We start from the raw sequence: 14195 nt of genomic DNA, 5'->3' as shown, positions 1-14195 counted from the left end.
GAGCCCAGGGGAAGGGCTCCTACTCGGGGCGAACGGGCTGGTTGTTCGCTTTGGGTTGCTGGCGAAGCCCGCGCTGAGAAGAACTCGGGACGTGAAGCGCCACCGCATCAGGCGGCCGGCGCAGCGGCGGCGCGCCGCGCCGAGAGCAGGTCGTCGATCGCCGCGAACAACTCCGCCGCCCGAACCGGTTTGGCGACATAACCGTCCATTCCCGCCTCGAGGCAACGCTCGCGGTCGCCTTTCATCGCATGGGCGGTCATGGCGACGATCGGCATGTGCATGCCAGCCAGTCCCGAGTGCGCCCCGCCGCCCGGCTCGAGCTCGCGCCGCCGAATTTCTGCGGTCGTTTGGAAGCCGTCCATTTCCGGCATCTGGACGTCCATTAGAACCACGTCGAATCGCTCCTTCTGCAACGCCGCCAGAACCTCGTGGCCATTGCCGGCCACGTTCACCGTGTGCCCCCCTCTCTCCAGCAAGCGCGTCACCAACTTCTGGTTCACCGCGTTGTCCTCGGCAAGCAGGATCTTGAGCGGACCCCACGGACCGCGGAGTCCGGACTTCGACGGACGTCCGCGCGCAATTGCCGCGCGCTCCGCGGGCTGCACGCCGAAGCGCGCGGTGAAATGGAACGTGCTGCCGCGGCCGACGTCGCTCTCCACCCACATACGGCCACCCATCATGCGCACCAGCTTTGCGGAGATCGCCAGCCCCAGACCCGTCCCGCCGTACCTCCGCGCGGTCGAACCGTCCCCCTGTTCGAAAGCGTTGAACACCGCCTGTTGCCGGTCGGGAGCGATCCCGATCCCGCTGTCGCGAACCGCGAAATGCAGCTCGATGCCGGGTTCGCAATCCGATTCGGCTCGGCATCCCTCTTCATCGCCCCGGTCCGCAGATGCCGCCGCGCGAGCGGCAACGTCGACGCTCACGGCCACCTCGCCCCGCTCGGTGAACTTGATGGCATTGCCCACGAGGTTGGTAAGGACCTGCCGCAGACGGCCCGGATCGCCCACCAGAGCATCCCCCACCTGCGGGCTTACGTCGACTCCAAGGGCAAGGCTCTTCTGACGTGCGAAAACCGCCGCCACCCGGATCGTCTCCTCGAGGCAGTCGCGCAGACCGAAATCGATCTGCTCGAACTCGAGCTTTCCGGCTTCGATCTTGGAGAAGTCCAGAATGTCGTTGATAACCGTAAGGAGCGAATCGGCCGAGCATCTCACGATGTCGAGGTACTCGCGTTGCTCCGCGGCAAGCGGCGTATCGAGCACCAGCTCGGTTGCCCCGACGATACCGTTCATCGGCGTGCGGATTTCGTGACTCATGTTGGCCAGGAACTCGCTCTTGGCTCGATCGGCGACTTCGGCGGCCTGCTTGGCCTGCTGCAACTCCGCTTCGGCGCGTTTTCGCTCGGTGATGTCGCGGAGAAAGGCGCTGCACGTCAACGTCTCTCCGAGTCGTACCGGCCACATGGACAGCTCGACGGGAAATTCGTGCCCGTCGCGGTGCAATGCGGCGATCTCGATCCGCCGATTCAGCACCTCGCCCTCGCCGGTCGCCGCGAAACGCTGTAATCCGCTCCTGTGCGCCTGCCGGTATTGCGGCGGGATGACGGTTTCTTCGAGGGTGCGCCCGATTATCTCGTCACGCTGCCAGCCGAAAACGCTTTCGGCCTGGCGGTTCCAGCCACTGATCCGACCGTCGTCCTCGATGCCGATGAACGCGTCGAGCGCGTTGTCGATGATCGAACGGGTGCGCTCTTCGCTCGCACGCAGCGCCGCGTCCGCTTGCTTGCGCCGAATGGTACCGCCGAGTTGGGCGGCAACCGCGGCGATAAGCCGCGCCTGACGCTCGTCTTCCTCCCGGGCCTCGCGCATATGAAACGTCAGCACCGCAACGACCTGCCCACCGGTAAGGACGGGAATGCCGACGGCACACCGCAGGCCCGCCCGCAACGCATGTGCGGCCCGCGGGAAGTTCGGGTCCGACGTCACGTCGCGAATCCATACCGCCCCTTTCGACAGCCACACCCGACCGGGCAGACCCACCCCGCGCGCGAATGTAAACGACTTGCCTGCTACGAAGAAGCCATCCAGATCGGCGATCGTGCGGTACCATGCGGCCGCACGTTCGAGGACTGTTCCGTCGGAGGTCGGAACCCAGGCTTCTCCACACACCCATTCCGTATCCTGGCAGATATGGCGGAGCACGGCGTCGAACGCGGACTTAACGCCGTCGACCTCGTCGATGCCCAGCATGATCGCCTGGAGGAGACGGGATTCGTCTTCGGCCCGTTTGCGTTCGGTCACGTCCTCGATCTGCGTAACGAAGTAGAGGGGTCGTCCGGCGAAACCGCGGACCAGCGACACGCTCAGACGTACCGTGACGGCGCGCCCGGACTTGTGAATATACCGTTTCTCGGTTCCGTGCGTGTCGATCTCCCCGGCCGAGAGGCGGCGTAGAGCGTCGAGGTCGGTCTCCAGGTCGCCCGGGTGGGTGATCGACTGGAAGTTCGTGGCCAGCAGTTCGTTCGCCGAGTAGCCGACGATTCGGCACAGCGCCGCATTGACTTGAAGCCACCGGCCCTCGAGCGACACCAGCGCCATTCCAATTGCGGCCGCATCGAAGGCCCCACGGAAGCGCGCCTCGCTCTCCCGCAGGGCATCCTCGACCCGCTTACGTTCCGTAACGTCACGTACGACCGCAGTGAAAAACCGCCGGCCGTTGACCCGGTGGAGGCTCACGCTCAACTCGACCGGGACCACCGTGCCGTCTTTCCTCTGTCCGACCACCTCGCGGCATCCGCCAATGACGTCGCTCTCGCCGGTTAGCCAGTAGTTGGCGATGTAGCCGTCATGGGCCTCCCGGTGCGGCGACGGCATCAAGACGTTCACCTTCTTCCCGACCGCCTCGCTCGCCGGATACCCGAACAGTCGCTCGGCCGCGGGGTTAAACACCTCGATAATACCGCGCTCGTCAACGAAGACGATCCCGTCGGTGGTACCATTGAGGATGGCCGAGTAGGTGACGCGATCCGCGACACTGCCCAGCCGAATCGGACGGACGATGACCCACCAGACCAGCGGTGCGCTCGCAACCGCCAACAAGCTCGCATCGGCCACGGCCTCCAACCATGGATCGAGCGCCGGCTGGACGGCCGCCAGACCCGCCATGACAACCAGTTCGGCAACGAACACGATCGCCAGGATGGCCCCGAACAGACCGGGCGGAGGACGCACAGATGTGGAGGTCTCCGATCGTGGAGTAGTTTGCGAAATCATTGGGCTCGCTCGGCACCCCTTGTCTGGCACGGACAAATCGCAACGCAAGTGGCGTGCCAGCACACCAGGCATTCAGGCGTATATAGCCCGCCGCCCCCCCGCGTTCGTTGGATGACGAAACACGCGAACCGTCAGTCCAATAACAGGGGGGCGACGGCGACATCCCGGGTAGGGCCCGACCCCCGTGCCCGCCGCCACCTGCGGGTCCATCGCGTAGGGGCACGTTGCAACGTGCCCCCTATCTCGTTGCAACGTCATGTCGTCATGTAGGGGCACGTTGCAACGTGCCCCTACCGCCCGGACAGCGCGCAGCACATCCCGACGGGCACGTTGCAACGTGCCCCTACATATGACGTTGCCCCGGCGACGTCGTTGCTCACGCTCGTCGCGTCTCTCCCGCGGGGCGGGTCTTCCAGCGCTTGTGAAACCAGATCCACTGCTCCGGGTAGCGGCGGATCATGGCTTCGATCGCATCGCTGCAACGCTGCGTGTTGGCGACGATATCGGCCTCGCGGTCTCCGGTGTCTACCATCGGCACTTCGGGCAGCACCTCGACGTGGTGGCGGCCGGTCTCGCCGTCGCGCACCAGGAACACCGGGTACACCGGGGCGCCCGTCAGCATCGCCAGCCGCGCCGCCCCGGGTGACGTACACGCGGCCTTGCCGAAGAAGTTCACGAACACGCCGAAGCTGCGGGTCTGGTTCTGATCCGACGGGATCACCACTATCCCGCCGCGTTTCAGCGTTCTGATGACCTCCTTGGCCGCCGACTTCTTGGGTATGTTGCGCGTACCCGGCCGGGTCCGCAGCGCGGAAACGAAGGCGTCGACACGGGCGTTGTGCATGGGCCGGTGCACCAGGGTGACCGGGTACCCGAGCAGGGCGAAGGCGTAGGCGAGCAGCTCCCAGTTGCCGACGTGGCCGCTGACGATCACCGCGCCACGGCCGCTATTGAAGACCCGTTCCGCAGTCGCACGGTCGGCGTCGTCCAGCTCGACCACCCTCCGGAGCGCGGCGGCGTCGAGCGACGGCAGGTGACAGAACTCGGCGCCGACGCGACCGAGATTGCGGCAACTGACGCGCAGGATGCGCCGATGCTCGGCGGCGCACTTCTCCGGGAATGCGAGCCTGAGGTTTTCCAGGGCGACGCGGCGGTCACGCCGGTCGAGGACGTAGAACACATCTCCGAGACAGGCACCGAGGCGCAGCGCCCAGGTTCGCGGCAGGGCGGCGAACAACGCGACCGCGGCCCGAAACACGGTGTACTCGACGACGTGCCTGAAGTGCTGCGGGCGCACCGGGTCGCGCGATATCGCCGCCTCGGCCGCGCCGCCGTTAACCGCCGGAGTCGACACGGGTACGTTCAATCCGGCAACCTATTCCGTTCGCCCCGAGCAACGCCATCTCTCCGGCGGCGTATCGAGGGGTGCGGCCGCAAAGCCACTCGCCAGGCTGGCCCCTCGATACGCCCCTGAAAAAAACGGGGCTACTCGAGGCGAACGGAAACCGTCGGACTAAATACATCATCGTAATTGCACCGATCACCACTAAGCGACCTCGGCATCCAGATCAATCCGGGGCCGCGGCCGATTACGCCAGCGCCGGTGCCACCAAACCCACTCCGTCGGATGGCGCAGAATCTGCTCTTCGAGGGCGGCATTGAACACCCGCGTCAGAGACCGAATGTCCTCGGTCCGGTCGCCGCTGTGCGGCTTCTCGAACGGTGGCCGGATGGTAATCCGATGCCCACCCCGCGGCCGTCGCTCGATGAACGCGGCAGCCACGCGCAACTCGCGTCGCCGCAGCGCAAACGTCGCCGCCCCGGCGGGGGTTCTTGCGCTCCGCCCCAGAAACGGCACCGACACCGACGGCACGTTCGTGTCCTGATCGATCAGCATGGCGAGGACCGCTCCGCGCTTGATCGTTCGCAGCAATTGCCGGGCGGCCTGCGGGCTCTCTCGCAGGATCGTCTCGACCCCCTGCCGGGCACGATATTCGACCAGTAGATCGTTGAGTCCGCCCACGTAAATCCGCCGCGCTACCGCCGCAACGGGAATGCCACGCCAGGAGCAGTAGGCCGCCAGCAACTCCCAGTTGCCGATATGTCCGGTGACGATCAGGCCGCCCTGTCCGCTGGCCACCATTTCCTGCAGAACCTCGAGGCCCTCGATCTCGACATACTCGGCCGCCCGGCGGCGGATCTCGTCGATCTTGACGATCTCCATGAAACAGCGGGCGACATTCACGAAGGCGGCTCGCGCCAGCGCCTCCCGCGCAGATGCCGACAGGGTATCGCCATAAACCAGCTCGATGTGCGCCAGCGCCAGACGCCGCGGCGGCCCGAGAAACCGATACAGTAATCCGCCGACAAGGTCGGCGGCGGCCAACGCGCGTTCGAGTCCCAGTTGGCGGCCGGCCCAGAGTCCGCAGCGCACCGCCGCCAGCAACGCCGCATCCTTGGCGCGACGCGACAGCCGCCGCAGTCGCGGCGAACCCTTGTAGAAGCGACGCCAACGACCCGACACGGAATCAGACCACGCGTGCCTTCAGCAAGTCGTGTAGATGAATCACGCCGAGCGGCGTCCGGCTCCGCTCGTCGAGCACGAACAGCGACGTAATGCTGTGCCGTTCCATCACGGCGACCGCCTCGGCCGCCAGGGCGCTCCCCGCAATGGTCTTGGGATTGCGGGTCATGACCTCGCCGGCGCGCGCCGCCCGCACGTCCGGCAACCGTTCGAGGGCGCGGCGCAAATCGCCGTCGGTAATCACCCCGAGCAGCGCCCCGCCGGCATCGACGACCGCGGTAACCCCGAGCCGTTTGCCGGTAATCTCCATCAGCGTTTCCTGAAATGTCGCGCCCGCGCCGACCGCGGGAACCGCAGCGCCCGTGTGCATCAAGTCGGCAACGCTCAGAAAGCGACGACCGAGCGCGCCGGCCGGGTGCAACACCGCAAAGTCGCGCGCCCCGAAGCCTTTGCGTTCGAGGAGCGCAATGGCCAGCGCATCGCCGAGGGCGAGCATCGCGGTCGTGCTCGCCGTCGGCGCCAGGCCCAGCGGGCACGCCTCTTCCGCCACCGACACGTCGAGCACAACCGTCGCCGCCGTCGCCAGCGGCGATCCGACGTTTCCCGTTATCGCCACCAGCGGCAGATCGAGGCGTTTCAGCAATGGCAGTATGCGGACGATCTCGTCCGAGGCGCCGCTCGACGACACCGCGATCACCGCGTCGCCGCGCGTAAACACTCCCGAATCGCCGTGCACCGCCTCCGCGGCGTGCAAGAAGATCGACGGCGTGCCCGTGCTCGCCAGGGTCGCCGCCAGCTTGCGCCCGACGATGCCCGTCTTGCCGAGGCCGGTGACGATGACCTTGCCCCGGCACGCCGCCAGAGTATCGATGGCACGGTCGAATCGGACATCGAGCCGACGGGCCACGGCCGCTATTGCCGCCGCCTCGATGGCGAGTACGCGGCGCGCCCCCTGCACGGCGGCACTCGCGCGCCCTCGACGCGTCACCGCCGGCGGACGCTCAGCTTTTCCTGACCGCCGCATCGATGCGGATCAGCTCCCGCAGCAGGGTCTCGACCTCGTCGAGCCGGTAAGAGTTCGGCCCATCGCTGAGCGCGCGCTCGGGGTCCTCGTGGACTTCGAGGAACAGTGCATCGACGCCGACCGCAACCGCCGCGCGCGCCAGCGGCGCAATGTACTGTCGCTGCCCCCCCGAGGCCGTGCCCAGTCCCCCCGGAAGCTGCACGCTGTGGCCGGCGTCGAACACGACCGGGTAGCCAAACTCGCGCAGCGCCACCAGCGAACGCATATCGGCAACGAGGTTGTTATACCCGAAGGTGGCGCCGCGCTCGCTGACCAGCAGTTGCTCGTTCCCGGTTGCCGCCAGCTTCTCGATAACGTTGCCCATGTCCCAGGGCGCCAGGAACTGCGCTTTCTTGACGTTCACGGGTTTTCCCGCCCGCGCCACATCCTCGAGGAAATCGGTCTGCCGGCACAGGAAGGCGGGAATCTGCAGCACGTCAACCACCGCCGCGGCGACCCGCGCCTGCCCGCGCTCGTGTACATCGGTCAGCACCGGCGTGCCGGTCTCGCGTTTCACGGCCGCGAGAATATCGAGGCCGGCGTCGAGGCCGGGACCGCGATACGACGCACTCGAGGTGCGGTTCGCCTTGTCGAACGACGACTTGTAGACGAACGGCACGCCCAAACGGCGGGCCATGGCGGTCAGCGCCGCCGCGTGCCGCAGGGCGTGGTCGCGGCTCTCGATCACGCACGGACCGCCGATGAACGCCAGCGGCCTGCCGCCGCCGACGTGCACGCCGCCGATGGACACCTCGCGCGTGCGCGGCATGCGCCTACCGCGACACCGCGCTCAGCAGCGGCGCGCGCGCCGTGTCCGCCTTGTGTTGCAGGGCCGCCTTGACGAAACCCCGAAACATCGGGTGGCAGTCGAGGGGTCGGGACTTGAACTCCGGATGGAACTGACTGGCGAGGAAGAACGGATGATCGGGCAGCTCGACCACCTCGACCAGTTCTTCGTCCGGCGACAGGCCGCTCAGCACCAGGCCGTGGCGCGACAGCGTCTCGCGGTAGTCGTTGTTCACTTCGTAGCGATGGCGATGGCGTTCGGAGATCTTGCGTTTCCCGTAGACCCGAAACGCCAGCGAATCCTCCCGCAGCACGCACGCATAGGCGCCGAGGCGCATCGTGCCGCCCTTTCTGGTGACGGCGCGCTGGCCGGACATGAGGTGAATGACGGGGTGCGGCGTCTGCTCGTCGACTTCGGAGGAGTTGGCCCCGGTCAGGCCGCAGACGTGGCGTGCGAATTCGATGACCGCCATCTGCATGCCGAAGCAGATACCGAGAAACGGGATGCGAGCCTCGCGCGCCAGCCGCACCGAGGCGATCTTGCCCTCCGTGCCGCGCGGGCCGAATCCCATCGGCACCAGCACCCCGTCGGCCCGCTCGAGGCCGTCGGGCAGGTCGTCGGGATCGATCTTCTCGGAATCGACGTACTCGACCTCCACCTTGCACTCGTTGGCGATACCGCCATGCACGAGGGCCTCGTAAAGGCTCTTGTACGAATCGGCCAGGTTCACGTACTTGCCTACGACGGCGATCCGCACCGTCTCGCGCGGGTGCTTGACGGTTTGCACTACCTTGGCCCACTTGCCGAGGTTCGGCGCCCCGGTCCAGATGTTGAGCTTCTCGACGACGCGATCGTCGAGTCCCTCGTCGTGGAAAAGGCCGGGCACCTCGTAGATGCAGTCGACGTCGCGCGCCGTGATGACGCAGTTCTCGTCGACGTTGCAGAAATGGGCAATCTTCGACTTGATCTTGGCGTCGAGCGGACGGTCGGTCCGGCACAACAGGATGGACGGCTGGATTCCGAGTCCGGTGAGTTCCTTGACCGAGTGCTGGGTGGGTTTGGTTTTCACCTCGCCGGCGGCGCTGATGTACGGCAGGAGCGTAATGTGGACGTAGAGCACGTTTTCGCGGCCGCGATCGCCGCGCACCTGCCGGATCGCTTCGAGGAACGGCAACCCTTCGATGTCGCCGACGGTGCCGCCGACCTCGCCGATACAGATGTCGTACCCTTCGGCGGCCTCCATGATGCGCCGTTTGATCTCGTCGGTAATGTGCGGAATGACCTGCACGGTCCCACCCAGATACTCGCCGCGGCGCTCCATGGCGATGACGCGGTCGTAGACCTGGCCGGTGGTGAAATTGTTCTTCTGACTCATGCGCGAAGTCAGGAAACGCTCGTAATGACCGAGGTCGAGGTCGGTTTCGGCGCCATCGTCGGTGACGAATACCTCGCCGTGCTGGAAGGGGCTCATCGTGCCGGGGTCGACGTTGATGTACGGGTCCATCTTGACGATGGTGACCTTCAAACCGCGGCTTTCCAGCAGGGCGCCGATCGAGGCCGAGGCAAGCCCCTTGCCGATCGACGACACGACGCCGCCCGTAACGAAAATGAACTTGGTGCGATTCTGATCGTTCGCCATCCCCGCCCTCCCCGGCTCTATGCCGCCGTCAGCGCCCGGGCCCGTTCGAGGTCCTCGGGCGTGTCCACTTCGATGCCGTCCCAACCCGTCTCCTCGACCCGAATCCGATAACCCCACTCTAAAGCCCGCAGTTGTTCGAGTTTCTCAGCCTGCTCCAGCGGCGTCGGCGCGAGTCGAGCGAAGCGGAGCAGGAAAGCCCGCCGATAGACGTACAGGCCGATGTGGCGGAAGCCAAGTTCCGCGCCGGCCGCCGCGCGCCAGTATGGCAACGGGCTGCGCGAGAAGTACAGGGCGTCGCCGTTGCGGGCGGTAACCACCTTGACGACGTTCGGATTGTCCATCTCGGCTCGCGAACGAATGGCGGTCTTTACCGTCGCCATCGGCAGCGTATCGTCCGTCACCACCGGAGCGATCGCCGCGTCGACCATGGCGGGATCGAGGAACGGCAGGTCGCCCTGCACGTTCACGACCACCTCGGCCGACAACGCTTCGGCCACCTCCGCGATGCGATCCGTGCCGGACGGATGCGAGGCCCGGGTCATGACCACCTCGCCCCCGAAGGCGCGCACCGCCGCCGCGACCCGTTCGTCGTCGGTCGCCACCAGCGTCCGGTCGACACCGCGCACCGCACAGGTGCGCTCGTAGACATGTTGTACCATCGGCTTTCCGGCGATCACGGCCAATGGCTTTCCGGGGAGACGGGTGGACTCAAAGCGCGCCGGTACAATGGCAACCACACTCGAGCCCATATGCGAGGAAACGGCAAGCCAAGAAGAGCTTACCGCTGTATATCAGAGCACTCTGCCAAAGCAACCGCGCCTCCGACCGCCCTGCTTGACCTCAATAGAACCGGCAACTAAGGTCCGCGCACCATTCGCCGGAATCGACGCGTGCGCTACCGACAGACACTCATTCCGACCCTCAAGGAAGACCCCGCCGACGCCGAAGTCGTGAGTCACAAGCTCATGGTGCGCGCCGGCATGATCCGCCAGGTCGCGCGCGGCATCTACGACTTCCTCCCGCTCGGCCTGCGGGTCGTGCGCAAGGTCGAGGACATCGTGCGGGCCGAAATGAACCGTGCCGGCGCGCAGGAGATCCTGATGCCGGCGATCTGCCCCGCCGAACTCTGGATCGAAAGCGGTCGCTGGGATCAGTACGGCAAAGAGCTGCTGCGCATGAAAGACCGCTACGACCGCGACTTCTGCTTCGGCCCCACGCACGAGGAGATCGTTACCGACATTGTCCGACGGGAAATCCGCTCCTACCGCGACCTGCCGCTCAACCTCTACCAGATCCAGGTCAAGTTCCGCGACGAGGTGAGACCGCGCTTCGGCCTCATGCGCGGGCGCGAGTTCATCATGAAGGACGCCTACTCCTTCCACCCCGATATCGAGGACTGCCGGCGCGAGTACCAGCACATGGCGGCGACGTACCGGCGTATCTTCGAGCGCTGTGGGCTGACCACGCGGCAGGTCGAGTCGGACACCGGCGCGATCGGCGGCCGCCAGGCCCACGAGTTCCAGGTGCTGGCCGACTCCGGCGAGGACGCCATTGTCAGTTGTACCGGGTGCGACTACGCCGCCAATGTCGAGAAGGCCGAGGTCGGCGACGCACCGCCGCCGCATCGGGTGACCACCGCGGGAATGAAGAAGGTGCGCACCCCGGAGAAGCGGACCATCGACGAGGTGGCTGGATTTCTGGCCATGCCGCCGGAAAGGTTCGTGAAGACGCTGGTCTACGTGACCAGCGACGGGGCGACCCTCGCCGTACTCTGCCGCGGCGACCACGAGGTCAGCGACGTCAAGCTCAAGAGTTTCCTCGGGGCGTCCTGGATTGCCCTTGCCGATGCCGCGACGGTCGAGCAGGCGACCGGTTCCGCGGTGGGCTTTGCCGGACCGTTGGGCCTGCGCTGCCGCATCGTGGCCGATACGGGGGTGCGCGGTCTAACCGGCGCCGTGATCGGCGCCAACGAGGAAGACCACCACTTCGTCGACGTCGACGTCGACCGCGACCTCGGCTCGCTCGAGTTCGCCGACCTGCGTCTGGCGCGCGCCGGCGACCCCTGTCCGCGCTGCCCCGCGGGCACGTTCGCGGGCCACCGCGGCATCGAAGTCGGCAACATCTTCTACCTCGGCACCAAGTACTCCGCCGCCATGAAGGCAACCTTCCTCGATGCTCAGGGTCAGGAACGACCGCTCGAAATGGGCTGTTACGGCATCGGCATCACGCGCACCGCGGCCGCCGCCGTCGAGCAGTACCACGACGACAACGGCATCGTCTGGCCCATGCCCCTCGCTCCCGCGCACGTCCATCTCCTGCCGGTCAACATCGGCGAAGCGCCGCTGCGGGAAGCCGCGGAAAACCTCTACCGGGGACTGAGCGCGGCCGGGGTCGAGGTCCTTTTCGACGACCGCGAGGAACGGCCGGGAATCAAGTTCAAGGACGCCGACCTGCTCGGACTGCCCCTGCGCGTCACGGTCGGACAGAAGAGCCTGCAACGCGGCTGCGTCGAACTGAAGCGACGGACGGAGACGGCGGCTCACGACCTGCCGCTCGCCGACGCTGTCGACCGCCTCGCCGAGATCGTGCGCGCCGAGCGGAACCCATGAGCCTGCGCTGGCCCTTCGGGTTGCGCCGCGGCGCCATGCGCAACCGCCTGATCCTCGCTCTCGACGTCGCCTCGGTTAAGGAGGCCATGCACCTCGTCAACGCCCTGGTCGGCGAGGTCGGCCTGTTCAAGGTCGGCAAACAGCTCTTCCTGCACGCCGGGCCGCAGGTCGTGCGGGCGATCCGCGATCGCGGCGGCGAAGTATTCCTCGACCTCAAGTTCCACGACATCCCGCGCACCGTCGCCAAGGCCGCCGCGGAGGCGACCCGCATGGGCGTCAGGATGTTCGACGTCCACGCCTCGGGCAGCCTCGAAATGATGCGACGGACGGTGTCGGAGGTGAATAAGGTCTGCCGCGCCGAGGGAATCCGCCGGCCCAAGGTGCTCGCGGTAACCGTTCTGACCAGCCTGAATCGGGACGATCTGAAGCGGGTCGGGGTAGTGCGCGGGGTCGAGAGCCAGGTCGTTCGTCTCGCCACCCTCGCCCGCGAGGCGAGCATGGACGGTGTGGTCGCCTCGCCGCTCGAGATCGGCCCGATCCGCAAGGCGTGCGGCGGCGGATTCCTGATCGTCACTCCGGGCATCCGCACGGAGGGCGACGACCTCGACGATCAGAAACGGGCCAACACGCCCGAGGCCGCCATGCAAGCGGGAGCCGATTATATCGTCGTCGGCCAGCCGATTCGCGAAGCCGCGGATCCCGTGGCCGCCGCGCGCGACATCGTTGCCGCGATGGAACGGGGCGTGCGGCTCCCGGATCGCCGCCCTCGCACCCAGGAGAGCAACCGGTAGTCGGAACCGGGCAGGGGGTACTCATGCGACGCATTATCGTCTTGCTGTGTCTGGGCATCGCCGCACTCGTGGCCGCGATAGCCGTGCGCACCCTGGTGTTTCCTTCCCGGCAGATCGCCGTCTCACCGGCACCGCCGTTGAACATCGATCGGGATGCCGCCGCCCGACGCCTCGCCGACGCCCTGAAGTTCAAGACCGTCTCGAACCAGGACCCGGCCCAGCTCGATCCGGCCGCTTTCAAGGCCCTCCACACCTACCTGGCCGAACGCTTCCCGCGGGTTCACGCCAACCTCACGCGCGAAACGGTGAGCGACTTTTCGCTTCTGTACCGCTGGGCAGGCAAGGACCCTGCGCGACAGCCGATCCTGCTCCTTGCGCATCTGGACGTCGTGCCCGTGGAGCCGGGCACCGAAAAGGACTGGACACATCCCCCATTCGGGGGCGTCATCGCCGACGGGTTCGTCTGGGGCCGCGGGGCACTCGACGACAAGGCGTCGCTGCTCGGTACGCTCGAAGCGGTCGAATTCCTGCTCGCGCAGGGGTTCCAACCCGACGCCACCGTCTACCTCGCCTTCGGACACGACGAAGAGGTCGGCGGCGACGACGGCGCCATGAAGATCGCCGAGCTGCTCGAGGCGCGCGGAGTACAAGCGGAGTTCGCTCTCGATGAGGGCGGACTGATTCTGGGTGACGGCCTCGATCTACCCCGGCCGGTGGCCGTGGTCGGAACGGCCGAGAAGGGGTCGGTAACGCTGGCGCTGACCGCAAGAACGCACGGCGGGCACTCCTCGGTGCCGCCGGACGATACCGCCGTGAGCGTACTTGCGGCGGCGATCACGCGGCTCGTGAATCGCCAGATGCCACGCCATTTCCGCGGCGTCACCGACGATCTGTTCGCTTACCTGGGACCCGAAATGCCACTGCCGCAACGCGCCGCGTTCGCCAACCTGTGGCTGTTCGCCCCGCTCGTCGAATGGGCACTCAGCGCCAACCCGGCCACCAACGCGATGCTGCGAACGACGACGGCGCCGACCATGCTCGACGCCGGCGTCAAGGAGAACGTCCTGCCCTCGGCAGCACGGGCCGTGGTCAACTTCCGCATCCTCCCGGGCGACACGGTGCAGGACGTGATCGATCATACCCGCCATGTGGTCGCCGACGAGCGCATCGAGATCGCCACCCTGCCCGGCGCCCGCGAGCCAACGGCGGAGTCGCCCGTCGACGCGCCTCCCTTCGCGCAACTGCAACGCACCGTAGCAGAGGTCTTTCCCGAAGCGTTGTTCGCGCCCCACCTGACCGTGGGCGGCACCGATGTGCGCAGCTATTCGGCCGTCACGCCCAACCTCTACCGGTTCCTCCCGATAGTGGCCGGCGATGCCGACCGGGCGCGGGTCCACGGCACCGACGAACGCATCGGCGTCGACGCCTACGCTCGCGCGATCGCATTTACGACCCGGCTGATCCAGAATGCCGCCGGGAAAAGGGACGGGGCGAGGTAGCGAGGCGG

10 protein-coding genes are annotated in these 14195 nt (G+C 66.8%); 3 read left to right on the top strand and 7 right to left on the bottom strand.

Annotated elements, in window-relative coordinates; genetic code table 11:
- Nucleotides 1-107: 107 nt before the first annotated feature.
- The 7 genes from L6Q96_01140 to kdsB form a co-directional block, all read right to left on the bottom strand.
- The gene (locus tag L6Q96_01140; GenBank protein ID MCK6553181.1) at nt 108-3233 is read right to left on the bottom strand and encodes a PAS domain S-box protein; all 3126 of its coding nucleotides are present in this window, start codon (nt 3231-3233) and stop codon (nt 108-110) included.
- 418 nt (nt 3234-3651) lie between these two features.
- Complete coding sequence (locus L6Q96_01135) at nt 3652-4641, bottom strand: lysophospholipid acyltransferase family protein (GenBank protein ID MCK6553180.1); 990 nt, start codon at nt 4639-4641, stop codon at nt 3652-3654.
- A gap of 180 nt (nt 4642-4821) precedes the next feature.
- A complete protein-coding gene (locus L6Q96_01130; GenBank protein ID MCK6553179.1) occupies nt 4822-5799 on the bottom strand; it encodes a lipid A biosynthesis acyltransferase in 978 nt (325 codons plus the stop codon).
- 4 nt (nt 5800-5803) lie between these two features.
- On the bottom strand, nt 5804-6787 hold the full coding sequence (locus L6Q96_01125; protein ID MCK6553178.1) for a KpsF/GutQ family sugar-phosphate isomerase: 984 nt from the start codon (nt 6785-6787) through the stop codon (nt 5804-5806).
- 13 nt (nt 6788-6800) lie between these two features.
- Entirely contained in the window at nt 6801-7631 is an 831-nt protein-coding gene (gene kdsA / locus L6Q96_01120; GenBank protein MCK6553177.1) for a 3-deoxy-8-phosphooctulonate synthase, read from the bottom strand.
- Between the two features lie 4 nt (nt 7632-7635).
- On the bottom strand, nt 7636-9288 hold the full coding sequence (locus tag L6Q96_01115) for a CTP synthase (protein MCK6553176.1): 1653 nt from the start codon (nt 9286-9288) through the stop codon (nt 7636-7638).
- Between the two features lie 17 nt (nt 9289-9305).
- Nucleotides 9306-10037, bottom strand: a complete 732-nt coding sequence (gene kdsB / locus L6Q96_01110; protein ID MCK6553175.1) for a 3-deoxy-manno-octulosonate cytidylyltransferase — start codon at nt 10035-10037, stop codon at nt 9306-9308.
- A 141-nt stretch (nt 10038-10178) separates the two neighbouring features.
- On the opposite strand from kdsB, the gene L6Q96_01105 reads away from it, so the two are divergent.
- From L6Q96_01105 to L6Q96_01095, 3 genes are read left to right on the top strand one after another with little or no spacing between them, the layout of a single operon-like run.
- Nucleotides 10179-11897, top strand: a complete 1719-nt coding sequence (locus L6Q96_01105; protein ID MCK6553174.1) for a proline--tRNA ligase — start codon at nt 10179-10181, stop codon at nt 11895-11897.
- A complete protein-coding gene (gene pyrF / locus L6Q96_01100; GenBank protein MCK6553173.1) occupies nt 11894-12688 on the top strand; it encodes an orotidine-5'-phosphate decarboxylase in 795 nt (264 codons plus the stop codon). The genes L6Q96_01105 and pyrF overlap by 4 nt, the downstream gene beginning before the upstream one ends.
- A gap of 23 nt (nt 12689-12711) precedes the next feature.
- Nucleotides 12712-14187: a M20 family peptidase gene (locus L6Q96_01095; GenBank protein MCK6553172.1), complete on the top strand. Its 1476-nt coding sequence runs from the start codon at nt 12712-12714 to the stop codon at nt 14185-14187.
- The last annotated feature ends 8 nt before the right edge of the window (nt 14188-14195 follow it).

The organism is Candidatus Binatia bacterium (assembly GCA_023150935.1).
In the GTDB taxonomy this organism is placed as follows: domain Bacteria; phylum Desulfobacterota; class Binatia; order HRBIN30; family HRBIN30; genus JAKLJW01.
Note: the sequence above shows the minus strand (reverse complement) of the source record. Positions and strands in the feature narration are given on the sequence as shown.